The organism is Polaromonas sp. P3_B1 (assembly GCF_056402935.1).
Genome location: NZ_JBFUGK010000009.1, coordinates 22,595 through 39,793, shown reverse-complemented (window position 1 = coordinate 39,793; position 17,199 = coordinate 22,595). Strand labels below are relative to the sequence as shown.

Below are 17,199 nucleotides of genomic sequence, written 5' to 3'. Positions count from 1 at the left end.
AACTGCCAGCGCCCTCGCCTTATGGGGACGGGCCGGCAGCCGGAAAAGCTTAAAAAGAATCGCACAGGACCTCATCATGGGAAAAATCACCGGCTTCATGGAATACGAGCGCATCGAAGAGGGCTACAAGCCCGTGCCGGAGCGCCTGAAGAACTACCGCGAATTTGTCATCGGGCTGGACGACGCGCAGGCCAACAAGCAGGCCGCCCGCTGCATGGACTGCGGCACGCCGTTTTGCAACAACGGCTGCCCGGTCAACAACATCATTCCCGACTTCAACGACATGGTGTTTCGCGCCGACTGGAAAAACGCCATCGACACGCTGCACAGCACCAACAACTTCCCCGAGTTCACCGGCCGCATCTGCCCGGCGCCCTGTGAAGCCGCCTGCACGCTGAACGTCAACGACGATGCCGTCGGCATCAAGTCCATCGAGCACGCCATCATCGACCGCGCCTGGTCCGAAGGCTGGGTCAAGCCCGTGATGCCCAAACACAAGACCGGCAAGAAGGTCGCCGTCGTTGGCTCCGGCCCCGCCGGCATGGCCGCGGCCCAGCAGCTGGCGCGCGCCGGCCACGAGGTCACCCTGTTCGAGAAGAACGACCGCATTGGCGGCCTGCTGCGCTACGGCATTCCCGACTTCAAAATGGAAAAAGGCCACATTGACCGCCGCGTCGAGCAGATGAAAGCCGAGGGCGTGATCTTCCGCACCGGCGTGATGGTCGGCGCCTTGCCCAAGGACTCTAAAGTCACCAACTGGGCCAAGGAAAGCATCAGCCCCGAGCAGCTGCAAAAAGATTTTGACGCTGTGATCCTGACCGGCGGCGCCGAGCAGTCGCGCGACCTGCCCGTGCCTGGCCGCGACCTGGACGGTGTGCATTTCGCGATGGAATTTTTGCCCCAGCAAAACAAAGTCAATGCCGGCGACAAGGTCAAGGGCCAGTTGCGCGCTGATGGCAAGCACGTCATCGTGATCGGCGGCGGCGACACCGGTTCCGACTGCGTGGGCACCAGCAACCGCCATGGCGCCGTCAGCGTCACCCAGTTTGAGTTGATGCCCCAGCCACCCGAAGAAGAAAACCGCCCCCTGACCTGGCCTTACTGGCCCATCAAGCTGCGCACCTCTTCCTCGCATGAGGAAGGCTGCGAGCGCGAGTTCGCCATCTCCACCAAGGAGCTGATCGGTGAAAAAGGCAAGGTCACCGGCCTGAAGACGGTTCGCGTCGAGTGGAAAGACGGCAAGATGGTCGAGGTGCCCGGCTCCGAGCAGACCCTCAAGGCCGACCTGGTGCTGCTGGCCATGGGCTTTGTCTCGCCGGTGGCTTCCGTGCTGGAAGCTTTCGGTGTCGAAAAAGACAACCGCGGCAACGCCAAGGCCAGCACGGATTTCACGGGCGGCTATGCCACCAATGTGCCCAAGGTGTTTGCCGCCGGCGATATCCGCCGCGGCCAGAGCCTGGTGGTATGGGCGATTCGCGAAGGCCGCCAGGCCGCGCGTGCCGTCGACGAGTTTTTGATGGGTTACAGCGACTTGCCCCGCTAAGCGCCGCGCCTTTGTAAGCCGCCCCAAGCTGCGCTTGGGGTGCGGCGGCAGATCGCCAGGGGAGGGGGTGGAGACCCCACGGTATTACCGGCTGGTATTACTTCCCGGAATGAGGCGGGGCCAAACCCCGTATCATTAGGGGAATTCCCTAGCTCGCTGGCGCGCTCGCCGGCCTTTTCTTCCTCCATGGCCGACACCCCCGCTTCATCACTGGTTGAATTCAAGGATGTGACCTTCTCCTACCCGGGTTCCGCGGGCGACCGCGTGATTCTGGACAAGGTCAGCCTGTCCGTGCCGCGCGGCAAGGTCACCGCGCTGATGGGGGCCTCGGGTGGCGGCAAGACGACCGTGCTGCGCCTCATAGGCGGGCAGCAAAAGGCCACCAGTGGCGCCGTCCTGTTTGACGGCAAGGACGTCGGCCGGCTGGTGCAGGAAGAGCTCTACGCCGCACGCAGGCGCATGGGCATGCTGTTCCAGTTCGGTGCACTGTTCACCGACCTGAGCGTGTTCGACAACGTGGCCTTTCCGCTGCGCGAGCACACCGCGCTCAATGAGCGCCTGATCCGCGACATCGTGCTGATGAAGCTCAACGCCGTGGGCCTGCGTGGCGCGCGCGACCTGATGCCCAGTGAAATTTCGGGCGGCATGGCCAGGCGCGTGGCGCTGGCGCGCGCCATCGTGCTGGACCCCGAACTCATCATGTACGACGAGCCTTTCTCCGGGCTGGACCCTATCTCGCTGGGGACCGCCGCGCAGCTCATACGCCAGCTCAACGACACCCTGGGTATCACCAGCATCGTGGTCTCGCACGACCTCGAGGAAACCTTCCGCATCGCCGACAAGGTCATCATCCTGGCCAACGGCAGCATCGCGGCCCAGGGCACGCCCGACGAAGTCAGGCGCTCCACCGACCCGCTGGTGCACCAGTTCGTCAACGCAGAGAGCGAAGGCCCCGTGAAGTTCCATTACCCCGGACCGGACGTGGAGGCCGACTTCGGCCATGCCGATGCGGCCAAAAAGGAGCGCACATGAGCCGCTACAGCCCCCTTGGTCTGGTGTCCGACCTCGGTTTTGCGGTGCGCAGGCAACTGGCCGACATGGGCTACGCCGCGCGGCTGATGTCACGCCTGGTGGCCATGGCCGGCCCGGCCCTGGCCCGCTTCGGCCTGGTGCGCGACCAGATCTTCTTTCTGGGCAACTATTCGCTGGCCATCATCGCGGTGTCCGGCCTCTTTGTGGGTTTTGTGCTGGGCCTGCAGGGTTACTACACGCTGCAGCGCTACGGTTCGGCGGAAGCGCTGGGCCTGCTGGTGGCGCTCAGCCTGGTGCGCGAGCTCGGGCCGGTGGTCACGGCGCTGCTGTTCGCCGGCCGCGCCGGCACGGCCCTGACGGCCGAAATCGGCCTGATGAAGGCCGGCGAGCAGTTGTCGGCGATGGAAATGATGGCGGTGGACCCGGTGCGACGCATCCTGGCGCCGCGCTTTTGGGGCGGCATCATCGCCATGCCCCTGCTGGCCGCGGTGTTCAGCGCCGTGGGCATCCTGGGCGGCTGGCTGGTCGGCGTGGTCATGATAGGCATAGACGCCGGCTCCTTCTGGAGCCAGATGCAATCGGGCGTGGACGTCTGGCGCGACGTGGGCAACGGCATCATCAAGAGTTTTGTGTTCGGCGTGACTGTTACTTTCGTCGCCCTTTACCAGGGATTTGAAGCCCAGCCCACGCCCGAGGGCGTTTCACGCGCCACCACGCGCACCGTGGTGGTGGCTTCGCTGGCCGTGCTGGGGCTGGATTTCCTGCTGACCGCGTCCATGTTCAGCCTCTAGACGTATGGCCGCATAACCGCCTTCAAACATTTTTAATTTGTCCATGAGAAAATCCGCCATTCCAGTGTCTGCCTTCAAGGGATGGCGCAAGGCTCAAGCCACCGGTGCAAGCCGGTCCGTCTTGCGGGGCCACTGAAAGAAAACAATGCAACGTTCCAAAAATGATCTCTGGGTTGGCCTGTTTGTCCTGATTGGGGGCGTAGCCATCCTGTTCCTGGCGCTGAAGTCCGCTAACCTTCTCTCACTGAATTTCGATACTTCTTACAAGATCACGGCGAAATTCGACAACATTGGCGGGCTGAAACCGCGTGCCGCGGTCAAAAGCGCCGGCGTGGTGGTCGGGCGGGTTGAAAATATCACTTTCGACGACAAGTCCTACCAGGCCAGCGTGAGCCTGGCCATGGAAAGCCGTTATGTTTTCCCCAAGGACAGCTCGCTGAAGATTTTGACCAGCGGCCTGCTCGGCGAGCAATACATCGGCGTGGAGGCCGGCGGGGACGAGAAAAATTTCGCTGCGGGGGACGTGATCAAAAATACCCAATCCGCCGTGGTGCTCGAGAATCTGATCAGCCAGTTTTTATACAGTAAAGCGGCGGACAGCAGTTCCGGATCAGGGTCTGCGCCGCCACCAGCGACGACAGAAAAAAAATGAGAAGCAATACGATGAAAAAATCAGCAGGGTGGGCCGGTGCCGTTCTCGCAGTGGCGCTGCTTCAGGGATGCGCAACCGGGCCCGGAGCCACTCCGGGTGACCCGCTGGAACCGTTTAACCGGGCGATGTTCGGCTTCAACGAAGGCCTGGACCGTGCCGTCCTCAAACCGGTGGCTACCGCCTACCGCGACGTCACGCCCCAGCCCGTGCGTACCGGTGTCACCAGCTTCTTCGGCAACATTTCCGATGTCTGGGCTACGGTCAACAACCTGCTGCAGGGCAAGGGCGAGGCAGCCGCTGACAGCCTGTTCCGCGTCACCACCAACACCCTCTGGGGTTTGGGCGGCATTTTTGACGTGGCCACTGAAATGAAGATTCCGAAGCATTCGGAAGACTTCGGACAGACCCTGGGTGTTTGGGGTGTGGGCTCGGGTCCTTACCTGGTGCTGCCTGTGCTGGGCTCCTCTTCGGTGCGCGATACCGCCGGCTTGCTGGTGGACTCCCAGATGGACGCGGTCACACAGGCCAGCAATGTCCGTGTCCGCAATTCCCTGACGACGCTGCGCGCGGTCAATGTCCGTGCCAACCTGCTGGGCGCCGGCGACGTGCTGGACCAGGCGGCGCTGGACAAATACAGCTTTACCCGCGAGATCTATCAGCAGCGCCGCAACAGCCTGATCGGCAATGCGCCCGTGGAAAAGGAAGAACGCTTTGATCTGCCTGAAGGCGCGCAGCCTAAGCCCGCAGCTGCGCCGGCAACCAAGTAAGCAGTTGAAACAGGCTTTTGCAGGGGCAAACCCGCTCTTGTGAAGGCCTGGCAGTGCCAATATTTACAAGACTGCCGCATAACTTCATCCCCAGTCCGGAAACCATCCCGCAAAATACCCTTGAAACACCGGTTTTCAGCGCGCCATGCATCAGTTCCGATGCCCGCAGCACTGGGCCCTCTGTTTCGACACGAAGGAACATCATGAAACGCAGAACCCTTGGCCATTTGTTGACCGCCACCCTCAGCCTCGCCTTGCTGGGTGTCACGCCGTTTGTGCGCGCCGCCGATGAGGCGCCCGACGCCTTGATCAAACGCGTGTCGGCCGAAGTGCTGGACAACATCAAGACCGACAAAGCCGTCAAAGCCGGCGACCTCACCAAAGTGCTGGCGCTGGTCGACAGCAAGATCATGCCTAACGTGAACTTCACGCGCATGACGGCCGCCGCCGTCGGCCGCAACTGGCGCCAGGCCACGCCCGAGCAGCAAAAGAAGCTGCAGGACGAGTTCAAGACCCTGTTGATCCGCACCTATTCCGGCGCTTTGGCCCAAGTCAGCGACCAGACCGTCAACGTCAAGCCGCTGCGTGCGGAGGCTGCCGACACCGAGGTCGTAGTGCGTACGGAAGTCCTGGGCCGCGGCGAGCCCGTCCAGCTTGACTACCGCATGGAAAAAACTCCCACGGGCTGGAAGATTTACGACCTCAACGTATTGGGCGTGTGGCTGGTGGAAACCTACCGCACTCAGTTCGCCCAGGAAATCAGCACCAAAGGTGTTGACGGCCTGATTGCCTCCCTGGTGCAGCGCAACCAGTCCAACGGCGGCGTCGCCAAGAAGTCCTGAGCAGGCGAATAGGCGACTTGCCGGTGCTGACGCTACCTCCCATCCTTACGCATGCCGAGGCCGCAGGCTTTGCCCTTGGCCTCAAGCAGGCCGTGCAGTCCCAGCCGGCCGGGGTGGTGGTAGACGCCGGCGCGCTCAAGGAATTTGACTCCTCTGCTTTAGCCGTGCTGCTGGACTGCCGGCGTGAAGCGCTCGCCGCCGGCAAGGATTTCGCTATCGCGGGCCTGCCGCCCCGCCTGCGCCAGCTCGCGGGCCTGTACGGCGTGGCGGAACTGATTCCGGCCGCCGCAGCCTGAAGTGGCCCGTACGGGGCATTCCACGGCTGGGCCCGGCCAAAACGGCATCCGCCCTTAAAATGGCGGGCTCATGCCAGCGATCTCATTCCAGTCCGTCTCCAAAACCTACTCCTCCTCGCGAAATCAAACGGGCCCGGTCGTCAAGGCGCTTGACGACGTCAGTTTCGATATCCAGCAGGGCGAATTTTTTGGCTTGCTGGGTCCCAACGGCGCTGGAAAAACCTCCCTCATCAGCATACTGGCCGGCCTGTCGCGTGCCAGCAGCGGTACCGTCAAGGTGCACGGCAGCGACGTGCTGGGCGACTACGCCAGCGCCCGGCGCAAGCTCGGCGTGGTGCCGCAGGAGCTGGTGTTTGATCCCTTTTTCTCGGTGCGCGAGGCGCTGCGCATCCAGTCCGGCTATTTCGGCATCAAGCACAACGACGACTGGATCGACGAGTTGCTGTTGAACCTGGGCCTGGCCGACAAGGCCAACGCCAACATGCGCCAGCTCTCGGGCGGCATGAAACGCCGCGTGCTGGTGGCGCAGGCCCTGGTGCACAAGCCGCAGGTCATCGTGCTGGACGAACCCACCGCCGGCGTCGACGTGGAACTGCGCCAGACCCTCTGGCAATTCATCGCCAAACTCAACAAGCAAGGCAGCACCGTGTTGCTGACCACGCACTACCTCGAAGAAGCCGAGGCGCTGTGCAGCCGCATCGCCATGCTCAAGCAGGGGCGGGTGGTGGCGCTGGCGCAAACCTCCGAGTTGCTCAAGGCGGCGTCGTCCAATGTGCTGCGCTTCAAGATCGACAGCGAGCTGCCCGCGCACCTGGCCGTGCAGGCCCGCATCACCGGCCGCATCGTGCAGTTCCCTGCGCACAACGCCCATGAGATCGAGCAATACCTCGCGGCAATCCGCGAGGCGGGCCTGGTGGCCGAGGACGTGGAAATCCGCAAGGCCGACCTGGAAGACGTCTTTCTGGACGTCATGAACAAAAAACCGGCTGACGACACTGCGGCCGTGGCGGTAGATCTCGCGAAAGTAGCAACATGACCGGCTGGCAAACACTGCTCTACAAGGAAACCCTGCGCTTCTGGAAGGTAGGCTTCCAGACCGTGGGCGCACCGGTGCTGACCGCCGTGCTCTACATGCTGATCTTCGGCCACGTGCTGCAAGACCAGGTGAAGGTTTACAACCAGGTCAGCTACACCGCTTTCCTGGTGCCCGGCCTGGTGATGATGAGCGTGCTGCAGAACGCTTTCGCCAACAGCTCCTCTTCGCTGATCCAGAGCAAGATCATGGGCAGCCTGGTGTTTGTGCTGCTCACGCCGCTGTCGCACTGGCACTGGTTTTTCGCCTATGTGGGCTCCTCGGTCGCGCGCGGCCTGCTGGTCGGTGTGGGCGTGTTCGCCGTCACCGTGTTTTTCGGCCAGCCGGCTTTTGTGGCGCCGCTGTGGATCGTGCTGTTCGCGGTGCTGGGCGCCGCCATGCTGGGCGCGCTGGGTGTGATCGCCGGGCTGTGGTCCGAGAAGTTCGACCAGATGGCGGCCTTCCAGAACTTCGTCATCATGCCCATGACTTTCCTGAGCGGCGTGTTTTATTCGATTCACTCGCTGCCGCCCTTCTGGCAGAAGGTCAGCCACCTGAACCCCTTCTTCTACATGATCGACGGTTTCCGTTACGGCTTTTTCGGCGTCAGCGACGTCTCACCCTGGCTGAGCCTGGGCATTGTCGCGACGGCCTTGCTGGCCGTCAGCGCCGTGGCCGTCAACCTGCTGCGCACCGGCTACAAAATAAGACACTAGACATGACCAGCGAAGAACTGCAATCCATCATCGCCGCGGGCCTGCCCTGCGAGCACATCGAGCTGTCGGGTGACGGCCGGCACTGGTATGCCACTGTGGTGTCCAGCGCCTTTGAAGGCCAGCGCCTGATCCAGCGCCACCAGAAGGTCTACGCCACGCTGGGCGGCCGCATGCAGACCGACGAGGTGCATGCGCTGTCGATGAAAACCTACACGCCCACCGAATGGGCCAACACCAACAACGGCAACGCGAACTGAAAAGAACATGGACAAATTACTCATCAAGGGCGGCAAGCCGCTGGCCGGCACGGTCGAAATTTCCGGCGCCAAGAATGCCGCGCTGCCCGAGCTTTGCGCTGCGCTGCTGACGGCCGACGAGGTGACGCTGCGCAACGTGCCGCGCCTGCAGGACGTGGCCACCATGCTCAAGCTGATCCGCAACATGGGTGTGGAAGCCGAGCGTGGCGACGACGGCACGGTGCGTATCAACGCCGGGCCGCTGAGCTCGCCCGAGGCGCCCTATGAACTGGTCAAGACCATGCGCGCCTCCGTGCTGGCCCTGGGGCCGCTGTTGGCGCGCTTCGGCGAAGCCACGGTGTCGCTGCCGGGCGGTTGCGCCATCGGCTCGCGCCCTGTGGACCAGCACATCAAGGGACTGCAGGCCATGGGCGCCGAGATCGTGGTCGAACACGGCTACATGATCGCCAAGCTGCCAGCCGGGCAGAAACGCCTGAAGGGCGCCAGCATCACCACCGACATGGTCACCGTCACCGGCACCGAAAACTTCCTGATGGCCGCCAGCCTGGCCGAAGGTGAGACCATCCTGGAAAACGCCGCGCAGGAGCCCGAGATCGGCGACCTGGCCGAAATGCTCATCAAGATGGGCGCGAAGATTGAAGGCCACGGCACGCGCCGCATCCGTATCCAGGGTGTGGAGCGCCTGTACGGGTGCACCCACCAGGTGGTGGCTGACCGCATCGAAACCGGCACCTTTCTGTGCGCGGTAGCGGCCGCTGGCGGTGACGTCGTTTTGAAGCACGGCCGCGCCGACCACCTCGACGCCGTGATTGACAAGTTGCGCGAAGCCGGCGCGACCGTGACGGCAGGCGAAGGTTTTATCCGCATCCAGGCCAGCGGCCGTATGAAGGCGCAGTCCTTCCGCACCACCGAGTACCCCGGTTTCCCGACCGACATGCAGGCCCAGTTCATGGCGCTCAATGCCATCGCGCTGGGCAGCAGCACGGTGACCGAGACGATTTTTGAGAACCGCTTCATGCACGTCAACGAGATGGTGCGCCTGGGCGCCAAGATCCAGATCGACGGCAAGATCGCCGTCATGGAAGGCGTCGAAAAGCTCTCCGGTGCCACCGTCATGGCAACCGACCTGCGTGCCTCCGCCAGCCTGGTCATCGCCGGCCTGGTGGCCGAAGGCGAAACCCTGGTGGACCGCATCTACCACCTGGACCGCGGCTACGACCAGATGGAAGCCAAGCTGCGCGGAATCGGCGCCGATATCGAGCGGGTGAAAGCATGATCACGCTCGCACTCTCCAAAGGCCGCATCTTCGACGACATCCTGCCGCTGCTGAAAACAGCCGGCATCGAGGTGCTGGACGATCCCGAAAAATCCCGCAAGCTGATCCTGGACACCAACCAGCCCGGCGTGCGCGTGGTGCTGGTGCGCGCCACCGATGTGCCCACCTATGTGCAGTACGGCGGCGCCGACCTCGGTGTGGTCGGCAAGGACACCCTGCTCGAATCCGGCAGCCAGGGCCTGTACCAGCCGCTTGATTTGCAGATCGCCAAGTGCCGCATCAGCGTGGCCGTGCGCGAAGGCTTTGACTACGCCGCGGCCGTGCGCCAGGGCTCGCGCCTCAAAGTCGCCACCAAATACGTGGCGATCGCGCGCGACTTCTTTGCCACCAAGGGCGTGCACGTTGACCTGATCAAGCTCTACGGCAGCATGGAACTGGCGCCGCTCACCGGTCTGGCCGACGCCATCGTCGACCTGGTATCCACCGGCAGCACGCTCAGGGCCAACCACCTGGTCGAAGTCGAGCGCATCATGGACATCAGCTCGCACCTGGTGGTCAACCAGACCGCGCTCAAGCTCAAGCAGGCGCCCATACGCCAATTGATAGATGCCCTTTCGGCCGCCACGGCCTCCTCGCGAAAATCCTGAGCCATGAAACTGACCGCCGCGCCCGCCCGCCTATCCACGGTTTCCGCCACCTTCGAGGCCGAATTCAAGGCGCGCCTGCACTGGTCCGCCGACACCGACGCGGCGATCGAGCAGCGCGTGGCCGACATCCTGGCCGATGTGCAGCAGCGCGGCGATGCGGCGGTGCTCGAATACACGGCACGCTTTGACAGGCTCAACGTTGCCGCCATGGGCGAACTTGAGCTCACGCAGGCCGAATTGAAGGCCGCGTTTGACACCATTCCCGCGGCCCAACGCGATGCGCTCGAAGCCGCCGCGCGCCGCGTGCGCAGCTACCACGAGGCCCAGAAGAAGGCCAGCGGCGAAAGCTGGAGCTACCGCGACGAAGACGGTACCCTGCTCGGCCAGAAGGTCACGCCGCTGGACCGCGTCGGCATCTATGTGCCCGGCGGCAAGGCGGCCTACCCGTCGTCGGTGCTGATGAACGCCATCCCCGCCCATGTGGCCGGCGTCGGCGAAATCATCATGGTCGTGCCCACGCCCAAGGGCGAGAAAAACGCCCTGGTGCTGGCCGCCGCCTATGTGGCCGGCGTGACCCGCGCCTTCACGATCGGCGGCGCGCAAGCTGTGGCCGCGCTGGCCTACGGTACGCAGACCGTGCCCAAGGTCGACAAGATCACCGGTCCCGGCAATGCCTATGTCGCCAGCGCCAAGAAACGCGTCTTCGGCACGGTGGGCATCGACATGATCGCCGGCCCGTCGGAAATCCTCGTGCTGGCCGATGGCAGCACGCCAGCCGATTGGGTGGCCATGGATCTGTTCAGCCAGGCCGAGCACGACGAACTCGCGCAAAGCATTTTGCTGTGCCCCGACGCCGCCTACCTCGACCAGGTGCAAGCCGCGATTGACCGCCTGCTGCTCGAAATGCCGCGCGCCGAGATCATCGCCAAGTCCCTCACTGGCCGCGGCGCGCTGATCCACACGCGCAGCATGGAAGAAGCCTGCGAAATCAGCAACCGCATCGCGCCCGAACATCTGGAAGTCTCCAGCCGCGAGCCGCACAAGTGGGAGCCGCTGCTCAGGCACGCCGGCGCCATCTTCCTGGGCGCCTACACCAGCGAATCGCTGGGCGATTACTGCGCCGGTCCCAACCACGTGCTGCCCACCAGCGGCACCGCGCGCTTTTCGAGCCCGCTGGGTGTCTACGATTTCCAGAAACGCTCCAGCCTGATCGAGGTCAGCGAAGCCGGCGCCCAAGTGCTGGGGAAGATTGCCGCCGAACTGGCTTATGGCGAAGGCCTGCAGGCGCATGCGCGTGCGGCCGAGATGCGGCTGAAATAAGGCCTCAAATTACACGAATTTCGTGCAACACGAAATTCGTGTAAACTTCAGGCTATGAAGAACGTGACCATCACCGTGGACGATGCGGCCCTGGAATGGGTGCGCATCGAGGCGGCGCGGCGCAATACCAGCGTCTCGCGCCTGGTGGGCGAGATGCTGGCTGAGAAGATGCAGCGCACAGACGCCTACCAGCGCGCCCTGCATGACTGGCAAAACAAGGACAGGCTGTGGGTATCCAACGGACAGCCTTATCCCACGCGCCTTGAGTTGGACGAGCGCGGCGCATGAGCGAGGCATCCACCGGCGTTTTTGTGGACGCCAGCATCCTGCTTCACAGCGAAGACGGCGCCGACCGGGCTAAACAGCAGGCCGCCCTGGCCTGGCTGACCGTGCTGTGGCGGCGCGGGCTGGGCCGCACCAGCACCCAGGTGCTCAATGAGTTCTACCTGCTGGCTACGCGCAAGATCCAGCCGCCCATGCCGGCCGGCGATGCGCGCGCCGAAGTGCGTCGCTACGAGCTCTGGCAGCCCTGGCAAACCGACCACGCGACCGTCGAATCCGCCTGGGCGGTGGAAAGCCGCTACGGCCTGCATTACAGGGATTGCCTGGTTGTGGCCGCGGCCCAGCATCTGGCCTGCCGTTACCTGCTCAGCGAAGACCTGGCGCATGAGCAGCACTACGGTGGTGTCCAGGTGATCAATCCTTTTAAAACCGGCATCGAACTGTTGGAGACCCTTGCATGACCCTGCCTGCCCCTTCACTGGACAGCAAACTCAAGAAACTGATACGCCAGGATGTGCAGTCCATGCACGCCTACGCCATCCAGGACTCGGCCGGCATGGTCAAGCTCGATGCCATGGAGAACCCGCACCGCCTGCCCATGGCGCTGCAGGCCAAGCTGGGCCAGCGCCTGGGCGCGTTGGCGCTGAACCGTTATCCCGACGGCCGGGTCAACGAGCTGCGCCGCTCACTGGCCGACTACGCGCGTATGCCCGAAGGCTTCGACATCATGCTGGGCAACGGCTCGGACGAGCTGATCTCGCTGCTGGCCATGGCCTGCGACGTGGAGGGCGGCTCCATCCTGGCGCCGCTGCCGGGTTTTGTGATGTACGCCATGAGCGCGCAGCTGCAGGGCCTCAAATTTATCGGCGTGCCGCTGACGGCCGACTTTGAACTCGACGAAGCCGCCATGCTGGCCGCGATCAAAGAGCACCAGCCTTCCATCATCTACCTGGCCTATCCCAACAACCCCACGGCCAACCTGTGGGACGACGCGGTGATCGAAAAAATCATCGAGGCGGCGCCCGGGCTGGTGGTGATGGACGAGGCCTACCAGCCGTTTTCAAGCAAAAGCTATATAGACCGCATCGCCGGGCACGGCCACGTGCTGCTGATGCGCACCCTGAGCAAGTTCGGCCTGGCCGGCGTGCGCCTCGGCTACATGATGGGCCCCAAGGCTCTGATCGCCGAGGTCGACAAGGTGCGCCCGCCCTACAACATCAGTGTGCTCAACTACGAGTGCGCGCTGTTCGCGCTGGAGCACCAGGACGAATTCGCCGCCCAGGCAAACGAGCTGGTGGCCCAGCGCGCCGTGCTGATGGACGCGCTGGCCGGTATGGCGGCCAAGGGCGTCAAAGCCTGGAAAAGCGATGCCAACATGATCCTGGTGCGCGTGCCCGATGCGGCCAAAACCTTTGAGGGCATGAAATCCCACAAGGTGCTGGTCAAAAACGTTTCTAAAATGCATCCATTGCTGGCCAATTGTTTGCGCCTGACGGTCGGCACCGCGGACGAGAACGCGCAAATGCTGGCGGCGCTTGAAAAATCCCTATGACTACCCCCACCCTCGCTCCTTCTGCACCGAGAACCGCCGAGGTTTCGCGCAACACCGCCGAAACCCAGATCACCGTCAAGCTCAACCTCGACGGCACCGGCAGGGCCAACCTGTCCACGGGCATAGGCTTTTTCGACCACATGCTGGACCAGATCGCCCGCCATGGACTGATCGACCTGGACATCCAGGCCAAAGGGGACTTGCACATTGACGGCCACCACACGGTCGAGGACGTGGGCATCACGCTGGGCCAGGCGGTGGCCAAGGCCGTGGGCGACAAAAAGGGCCTGCGCCGCTACGGCCACGCCTATGTGCCGCTGGACGAGGCGCTGTCGCGTGTGGTGGTCGATTTTTCGGGCCGCCCGGGCCTGGAGATGCACGTGCCCTTCAAGAGCGGCATGATAGGCACCTTTGACAGCCAGCTGGCTTACGAGTTTTTCCAGGGTTTTGTGAACCACGCTTTCGTGACCCTGCACATCGACAACCTCAAGGGTGAAAACGCCCATCACCAGGCAGAGACCGTGTTCAAGGCCTTCGCCCGCGCGCTGCGCATGGCGCTGGAGATAGACCCGCGCGCGGCCGGTGTGATCCCCTCGACCAAGGGCTCGCTTTAAGCCAGTCCTCACAGCCGCCGTGCGGGATTCCATCTCCATTTTTGGCTTTACCCCCTACAAATGGGCGCCGGCAGCCCTTAAATTCACAGTCAACCCTTCTTGAATCCCTGATGGCAAAACCCAAAACAGTGGCCGTGGTCGACTACGGCATGGGCAACCTGCATTCCGTGTCGCAGGCCGTGCGTCACGTGGCCTCGGGCAGCGGCTTTGAGGTGGTGGTCACTTCCAAGGCCGAGGACGTCATGAGCGCCGAGCGCATCGTGCTGCCCGGACAGGGCGCGATTGCCGACTGCATGCGCGAGCTGGCCGATTCCGGCATGCTGGAGTCGGTGCTGCACGCGGCGGCCCACAAGCCGCTGTTCGGCGTCTGCGTGGGCATGCAGATGCTGCTGAGCCACAGCGACGAAGGCCAGCCCGGCGACGGCGGGGCCGGCACCGACGGCTTGGGGCTGATTCCCGGCGAGGTCGTCAGGTTCGAGCTGGCGGGCAGGACGCAGCCCGACGGCAGCCGCTACAAGGTGCCGCAGATGGGCTGGAACCAGGTCTACCAAAATGGTGCGGGCACGGCCAAGGCTCATCCAGTCTGGGGCGGCGTGCCCGACGGTGCTTACTTTTATTTCGTGCACAGCTTTTATGCCCGCCCGTCGGACGCACGCCACACTGCCGGCGAAGCGGAATACGGTGCGCGCTTTGCAGCGGCGATTGCACGCGATAATATTTTTGCCACCCAGTTCCACCCCGAAAAAAGCGCCGAGCACGGACTGGCCCTGTACCGCAACTTCCTGCACTGGAACCCGTAGCACCCAATATCCGACTTGGGTCAGACCCGGTACCGGGACGCTGGAGTTTTTGTTACCCTGACCATCCGATTTCTTTTTTTACCGTCTTTTTTACCGCCACATGCTACTCATCCCCGCGATTGACCTGAAAGACGGTCACTGCGTTCGCCTCAAACAGGGCGACATGGATCAATCCACCATCTTCAGTGAAGACCCGGCCGCCATGGCGCGCAGTTGGGTCGACAAGGGCGCGCGCCGCCTGCACCTGGTGGACCTGAATGGCGCTTTCGCGGGCAAGCCCAAGAACGAGCAGGCCATCAAGCAGATCCTGGCGGAAGTCGGCAGCGAAATCGACGTGCAACTTGGCGGCGGCATCCGCGACCTGGACACGATTGAGCGCTACCTGGACGCCGGCCTGCGCTACGTCATCATCGGCACGGCCGCTGTGAAGAACCCGGGTTTCCTGCAGGACGCCTGCACGGCCTTCGGCGGCCACATCATCGTCGGCCTGGACGCCAAGGACGGCAAGGTCGCCACCGACGGCTGGAGCAAGATGACCGGCCACGAGGTCATCGACCTGGGCAAGAAGTTCCAGGACTACGGCGTCGAATCCATCATCTACACCGACATAGGCCGCGACGGCATGCTGACCGGCATCAACATCGACGCCACCGTCAAGCTGGCCCAGGCCCTGACCATTCCCGTGATCGCCTCCGGCGGCCTGTCGAACATGGCCGACATCGAAAAGCTGTGCGAAGTAGAGGAGGAAGGCGTGGAAGGCGTGATCTGCGGCCGCTCGATTTACAGCGGCGACCTGGATTTCGAAAAGGCGCAAGCCCGCGCCGACGAGCTCAACGGCTAGGAGCGCCCATAAATCCGATTTTCGGGCGCATGGCGGCGTTGCGCGGTGCTCGGAATCCTCATGCACCGCAAGTGCATTCCGGTTCCTGTGCTCCGGGCGCCTTGCCCTGCATCCCGACAATCGGATTTCTGGGCACTCCTAGAGGCATCTTCAACCATCGTCAGATCCACTGAATCCAAATGCTCGCCAAAAGAATAATCCCCTGCTTGGACGTCACCGGTGGCCGCGTGGTCAAAGGCGTCAACTTCACCCAGCTGCGCGACGCGGGCGACCCGGTGGAAATCGCCGCGCGCTACAACGAGCAGGGCGCCGATGAACTCACCTTCCTCGACATCACCGCCACCAGCGACGGGCGCGACCTGATCCTGCCCATTATCGAGGCGGTGGCCTCCCAGGTTTTTATTCCGCTGACGGTGGGCGGCGGCGTGCGCACCGTCGAAGATGTGCGCCGTCTGCTCAATTCAGGCGCCGACAAAACCAGCTTTAATTCGGCCGCCATCGCCAATCCGCAGGTGATTGAAGACGCATCGGCCAAATACGGCTCGCAGTGCATCGTGGTGGCGATAGATGCCAAGCGCCGCAGCGAGGAAGACGCCAAAACGCGCGGTCCTGGCTGGGATGTCTACAGCCACGGCGGTCGCAAAAACACCGGTATGGACGCTGTGGCCTGGGCCACCGAGATGGCGCGGCGCGGCGCCGGCGAGATCTTGCTGACCAGCATGGACCGAGACGGCACCAAATCGGGCTTTGACCTGGCCCTGACCCGCGCGGTGAGCGACGCCGTCAGCGTGCCGGTGATCGCTTCGGGCGGTGTCGGTAACCTGGAGCACCTGGCCGACGGCGTGCAGACGGGCGGCGCTGACGCGGTGCTGGCGGCCAGCATCTTCCATTACGGCGAATACACGGTGCAGCAGGCCAAGCAGCATATGGCAGCGCGCGGCATACCCATGAGGTTGACGTAAGGCCCGCAGGACTCACGCACGGCGCGCCATCGCGCCTTACCCTGCTGGTTTTATGTTGCAATCGGCTGTAATGCCCAAATCTCTCACAATATGCCCATGAACTGGTTAGACGACGTTAGCTGGGACGACAAGGGCCTGATCCCGGTCATTGCACAGGAAGCCTCCAGCGGCGATGTGCTCATGTTTGCCTGGATGAATCGTGAGGCGCTGCAAAAAACCGCCGAGCTGGGTCAGGCGGTCTACTACAGCCGCTCGCGCGGGCGTCTGTGGCACAAGGGCGAGGAATCGGGAAACCAGCAAACGGTGCATGAAATTCGCCTGGACTGCGACAACGATGTGATCTTGCTCAAGGTGACGCAGCTCGGCCACACGCCGGGCATCGCCTGCCACACCGGTCGCCATAGCTGCTTTTTCAGTGTGTATAAAGACGGCCAGTGGGTGGTGACCGAGCCGGTCCTGAAAGACCCGACCACCATGTACAAACAGACTCCGGGCAAACATGAGCACGAATGATTCCCTCCAGCGCCTGGCGCAGGTCATCGAAAGCCGCAAGGCGGCCAACGGCGGCGACCCTGAAAAAAGCTATGTGGCGCGGCTGCTGCACAAGGGCCCCGACGCCTTCCTGAAAAAGATCGGCGAGGAAGCCACCGAAACCGTGATGGCCGCCAAGGACATCGATTGCGCGCTGGCCCAGGGCGGTGCGACGGCCGAGCTTAAAGGCAAGCTGGTCGGGGAGGTCGCCGACCTGTGGTTTCACAGCCTGATCGCGCTGGCACACTACGGGCTCAGCCCGGCCGAGGTGATTGCCGAGCTGGAGCGCCGGGAAGGCACCAGCGGCATCGAGGAAAAAGCGCTGCGCAAAGCCCAGCACCGCGACGCGGCCGAAAAACCGTGAGCGCCCCGGCCGCCGATTTTCATTTTGATTTCACTGTGACAG

Annotated in this window: 22 protein-coding genes; all 22 read left to right on the top strand. The window is 63.3% G+C overall.

Annotated elements, in window-relative coordinates:
• Nucleotides 1-76: 76 nt before the first annotated feature.
• Nucleotides 77-1,543: a glutamate synthase subunit beta gene (locus AC1DXS_RS07300; RefSeq protein ID WP_477736853.1), complete on the top strand. Its 1,467-nt coding sequence runs from the start codon at nucleotides 77-79 to the stop codon at nucleotides 1,541-1,543.
• 186 nt (nucleotides 1,544-1,729) lie between these two features.
• Entirely contained in the window at nucleotides 1,730-2,575 is an 846-nt protein-coding gene (locus AC1DXS_RS07295; protein WP_477736852.1) for an ABC transporter ATP-binding protein, read from the top strand.
• A complete protein-coding gene (mlaE, locus tag AC1DXS_RS07290) occupies nucleotides 2,572-3,366 on the top strand; it encodes a lipid asymmetry maintenance ABC transporter permease subunit MlaE (protein ID WP_477736851.1) in 795 nt (264 codons plus the stop codon). The genes AC1DXS_RS07295 and mlaE overlap by 4 nt, the downstream gene beginning before the upstream one ends.
• Nucleotides 3,367-3,511: 145 nt before the next feature.
• Entirely contained in the window at nucleotides 3,512-4,018 is a 507-nt protein-coding gene (gene mlaD / locus AC1DXS_RS07285) for an outer membrane lipid asymmetry maintenance protein MlaD (protein WP_477736850.1), read from the top strand.
• Complete coding sequence (locus AC1DXS_RS07280) at nucleotides 4,015-4,785, top strand: MlaA family lipoprotein (protein ID WP_477736849.1); 771 nt, start codon at nucleotides 4,015-4,017, stop codon at nucleotides 4,783-4,785. Before mlaD ends, AC1DXS_RS07280 begins: the two co-directional genes overlap by 4 nt.
• A 203-nt stretch (nucleotides 4,786-4,988) precedes the next feature.
• Entirely contained in the window at nucleotides 4,989-5,627 is a 639-nt protein-coding gene (locus AC1DXS_RS07275; protein ID WP_477736848.1) for an MlaC/ttg2D family ABC transporter substrate-binding protein, read from the top strand.
• Nucleotides 5,628-5,644: 17 nt separating this feature from the next.
• Nucleotides 5,645-5,923 carry an STAS domain-containing protein gene (locus AC1DXS_RS07270; RefSeq protein WP_477736847.1) on the top strand — a complete coding sequence of 93 codons (279 nt, stop codon included), beginning with the start codon at nucleotides 5,645-5,647 and terminating at the stop codon, nucleotides 5,921-5,923.
• A gap of 70 nt (nucleotides 5,924-5,993) precedes the next feature.
• A complete protein-coding gene (locus tag AC1DXS_RS07265; RefSeq protein WP_477736846.1) occupies nucleotides 5,994-6,959 on the top strand; it encodes an ABC transporter ATP-binding protein in 966 nt (321 codons plus the stop codon).
• Nucleotides 6,956-7,711 (top strand): ABC transporter permease, encoded by a 756-nt coding sequence (locus tag AC1DXS_RS07260; protein ID WP_007868150.1) that lies wholly within the window; start codon nucleotides 6,956-6,958, stop codon nucleotides 7,709-7,711. Before AC1DXS_RS07265 ends, AC1DXS_RS07260 begins: the two co-directional genes overlap by 4 nt.
• A gap of 2 nt (nucleotides 7,712-7,713) precedes the next feature.
• Nucleotides 7,714-7,968, top strand: a complete 255-nt coding sequence (locus AC1DXS_RS07255; RefSeq protein WP_007868148.1) for a BolA family protein — start codon at nucleotides 7,714-7,716, stop codon at nucleotides 7,966-7,968.
• A 7-nt stretch (nucleotides 7,969-7,975) separates the two neighbouring features.
• Nucleotides 7,976-9,244 carry a UDP-N-acetylglucosamine 1-carboxyvinyltransferase gene (murA, locus tag AC1DXS_RS07250; protein ID WP_477736845.1) on the top strand — a complete coding sequence of 423 codons (1,269 nt, stop codon included), beginning with the start codon at nucleotides 7,976-7,978 and terminating at the stop codon, nucleotides 9,242-9,244.
• Nucleotides 9,241-9,891, top strand: a complete 651-nt coding sequence (gene hisG, locus AC1DXS_RS07245; RefSeq protein ID WP_477736844.1) for an ATP phosphoribosyltransferase — start codon at nucleotides 9,241-9,243, stop codon at nucleotides 9,889-9,891. Before murA ends, hisG begins: the two co-directional genes overlap by 4 nt.
• Nucleotides 9,892-9,894: 3 nt before the next feature.
• Nucleotides 9,895-11,211, top strand: coding sequence for a histidinol dehydrogenase (hisD, locus tag AC1DXS_RS07240; RefSeq protein WP_477736843.1), 1,317 nt, complete (start codon nucleotides 9,895-9,897; stop codon nucleotides 11,209-11,211).
• A gap of 54 nt (nucleotides 11,212-11,265) precedes the next feature.
• Entirely contained in the window at nucleotides 11,266-11,499 is a 234-nt protein-coding gene (locus AC1DXS_RS07235) for a hypothetical protein (protein WP_007868133.1), read from the top strand.
• The gene (locus AC1DXS_RS07230; RefSeq protein ID WP_477736842.1) at nucleotides 11,496-11,954 is read left to right on the top strand and encodes a PIN domain-containing protein; all 459 of its coding nucleotides are present in this window, start codon (nucleotides 11,496-11,498) and stop codon (nucleotides 11,952-11,954) included. Before AC1DXS_RS07235 ends, AC1DXS_RS07230 begins: the two co-directional genes overlap by 4 nt.
• Entirely contained in the window at nucleotides 11,951-13,045 is a 1,095-nt protein-coding gene (gene hisC, locus AC1DXS_RS07225; protein ID WP_477736841.1) for a histidinol-phosphate transaminase, read from the top strand. The genes AC1DXS_RS07230 and hisC overlap by 4 nt, the downstream gene beginning before the upstream one ends.
• A complete protein-coding gene (hisB, locus tag AC1DXS_RS07220) occupies nucleotides 13,042-13,659 on the top strand; it encodes an imidazoleglycerol-phosphate dehydratase HisB (protein ID WP_477736840.1) in 618 nt (205 codons plus the stop codon). Before hisC ends, hisB begins: the two co-directional genes overlap by 4 nt.
• Before the next feature lie 110 nt (nucleotides 13,660-13,769).
• Complete coding sequence (gene hisH, locus AC1DXS_RS07215) at nucleotides 13,770-14,459, top strand: imidazole glycerol phosphate synthase subunit HisH (protein ID WP_477736839.1); 690 nt, start codon at nucleotides 13,770-13,772, stop codon at nucleotides 14,457-14,459.
• A gap of 100 nt (nucleotides 14,460-14,559) precedes the next feature.
• A complete protein-coding gene (gene hisA, locus AC1DXS_RS07210) occupies nucleotides 14,560-15,300 on the top strand; it encodes a 1-(5-phosphoribosyl)-5-[(5-phosphoribosylamino)methylideneamino]imidazole-4-carboxamide isomerase (RefSeq protein ID WP_477736838.1) in 741 nt (246 codons plus the stop codon).
• Between the two features lie 179 nt (nucleotides 15,301-15,479).
• A complete protein-coding gene (gene hisF, locus AC1DXS_RS07205) occupies nucleotides 15,480-16,262 on the top strand; it encodes an imidazole glycerol phosphate synthase subunit HisF (RefSeq protein WP_477736837.1) in 783 nt (260 codons plus the stop codon).
• Nucleotides 16,263-16,352: 90 nt separating this feature from the next.
• Nucleotides 16,353-16,775, top strand: coding sequence for a phosphoribosyl-AMP cyclohydrolase (gene hisI / locus AC1DXS_RS07200; RefSeq protein ID WP_477736836.1), 423 nt, complete (start codon nucleotides 16,353-16,355; stop codon nucleotides 16,773-16,775).
• Nucleotides 16,762-17,157 (top strand): phosphoribosyl-ATP diphosphatase, encoded by a 396-nt coding sequence (locus AC1DXS_RS07195; RefSeq protein WP_477736835.1) that lies wholly within the window; start codon nucleotides 16,762-16,764, stop codon nucleotides 17,155-17,157. Before hisI ends, AC1DXS_RS07195 begins: the two co-directional genes overlap by 14 nt.
• Nucleotides 17,158-17,199: the final 42 nt, after the last annotated feature.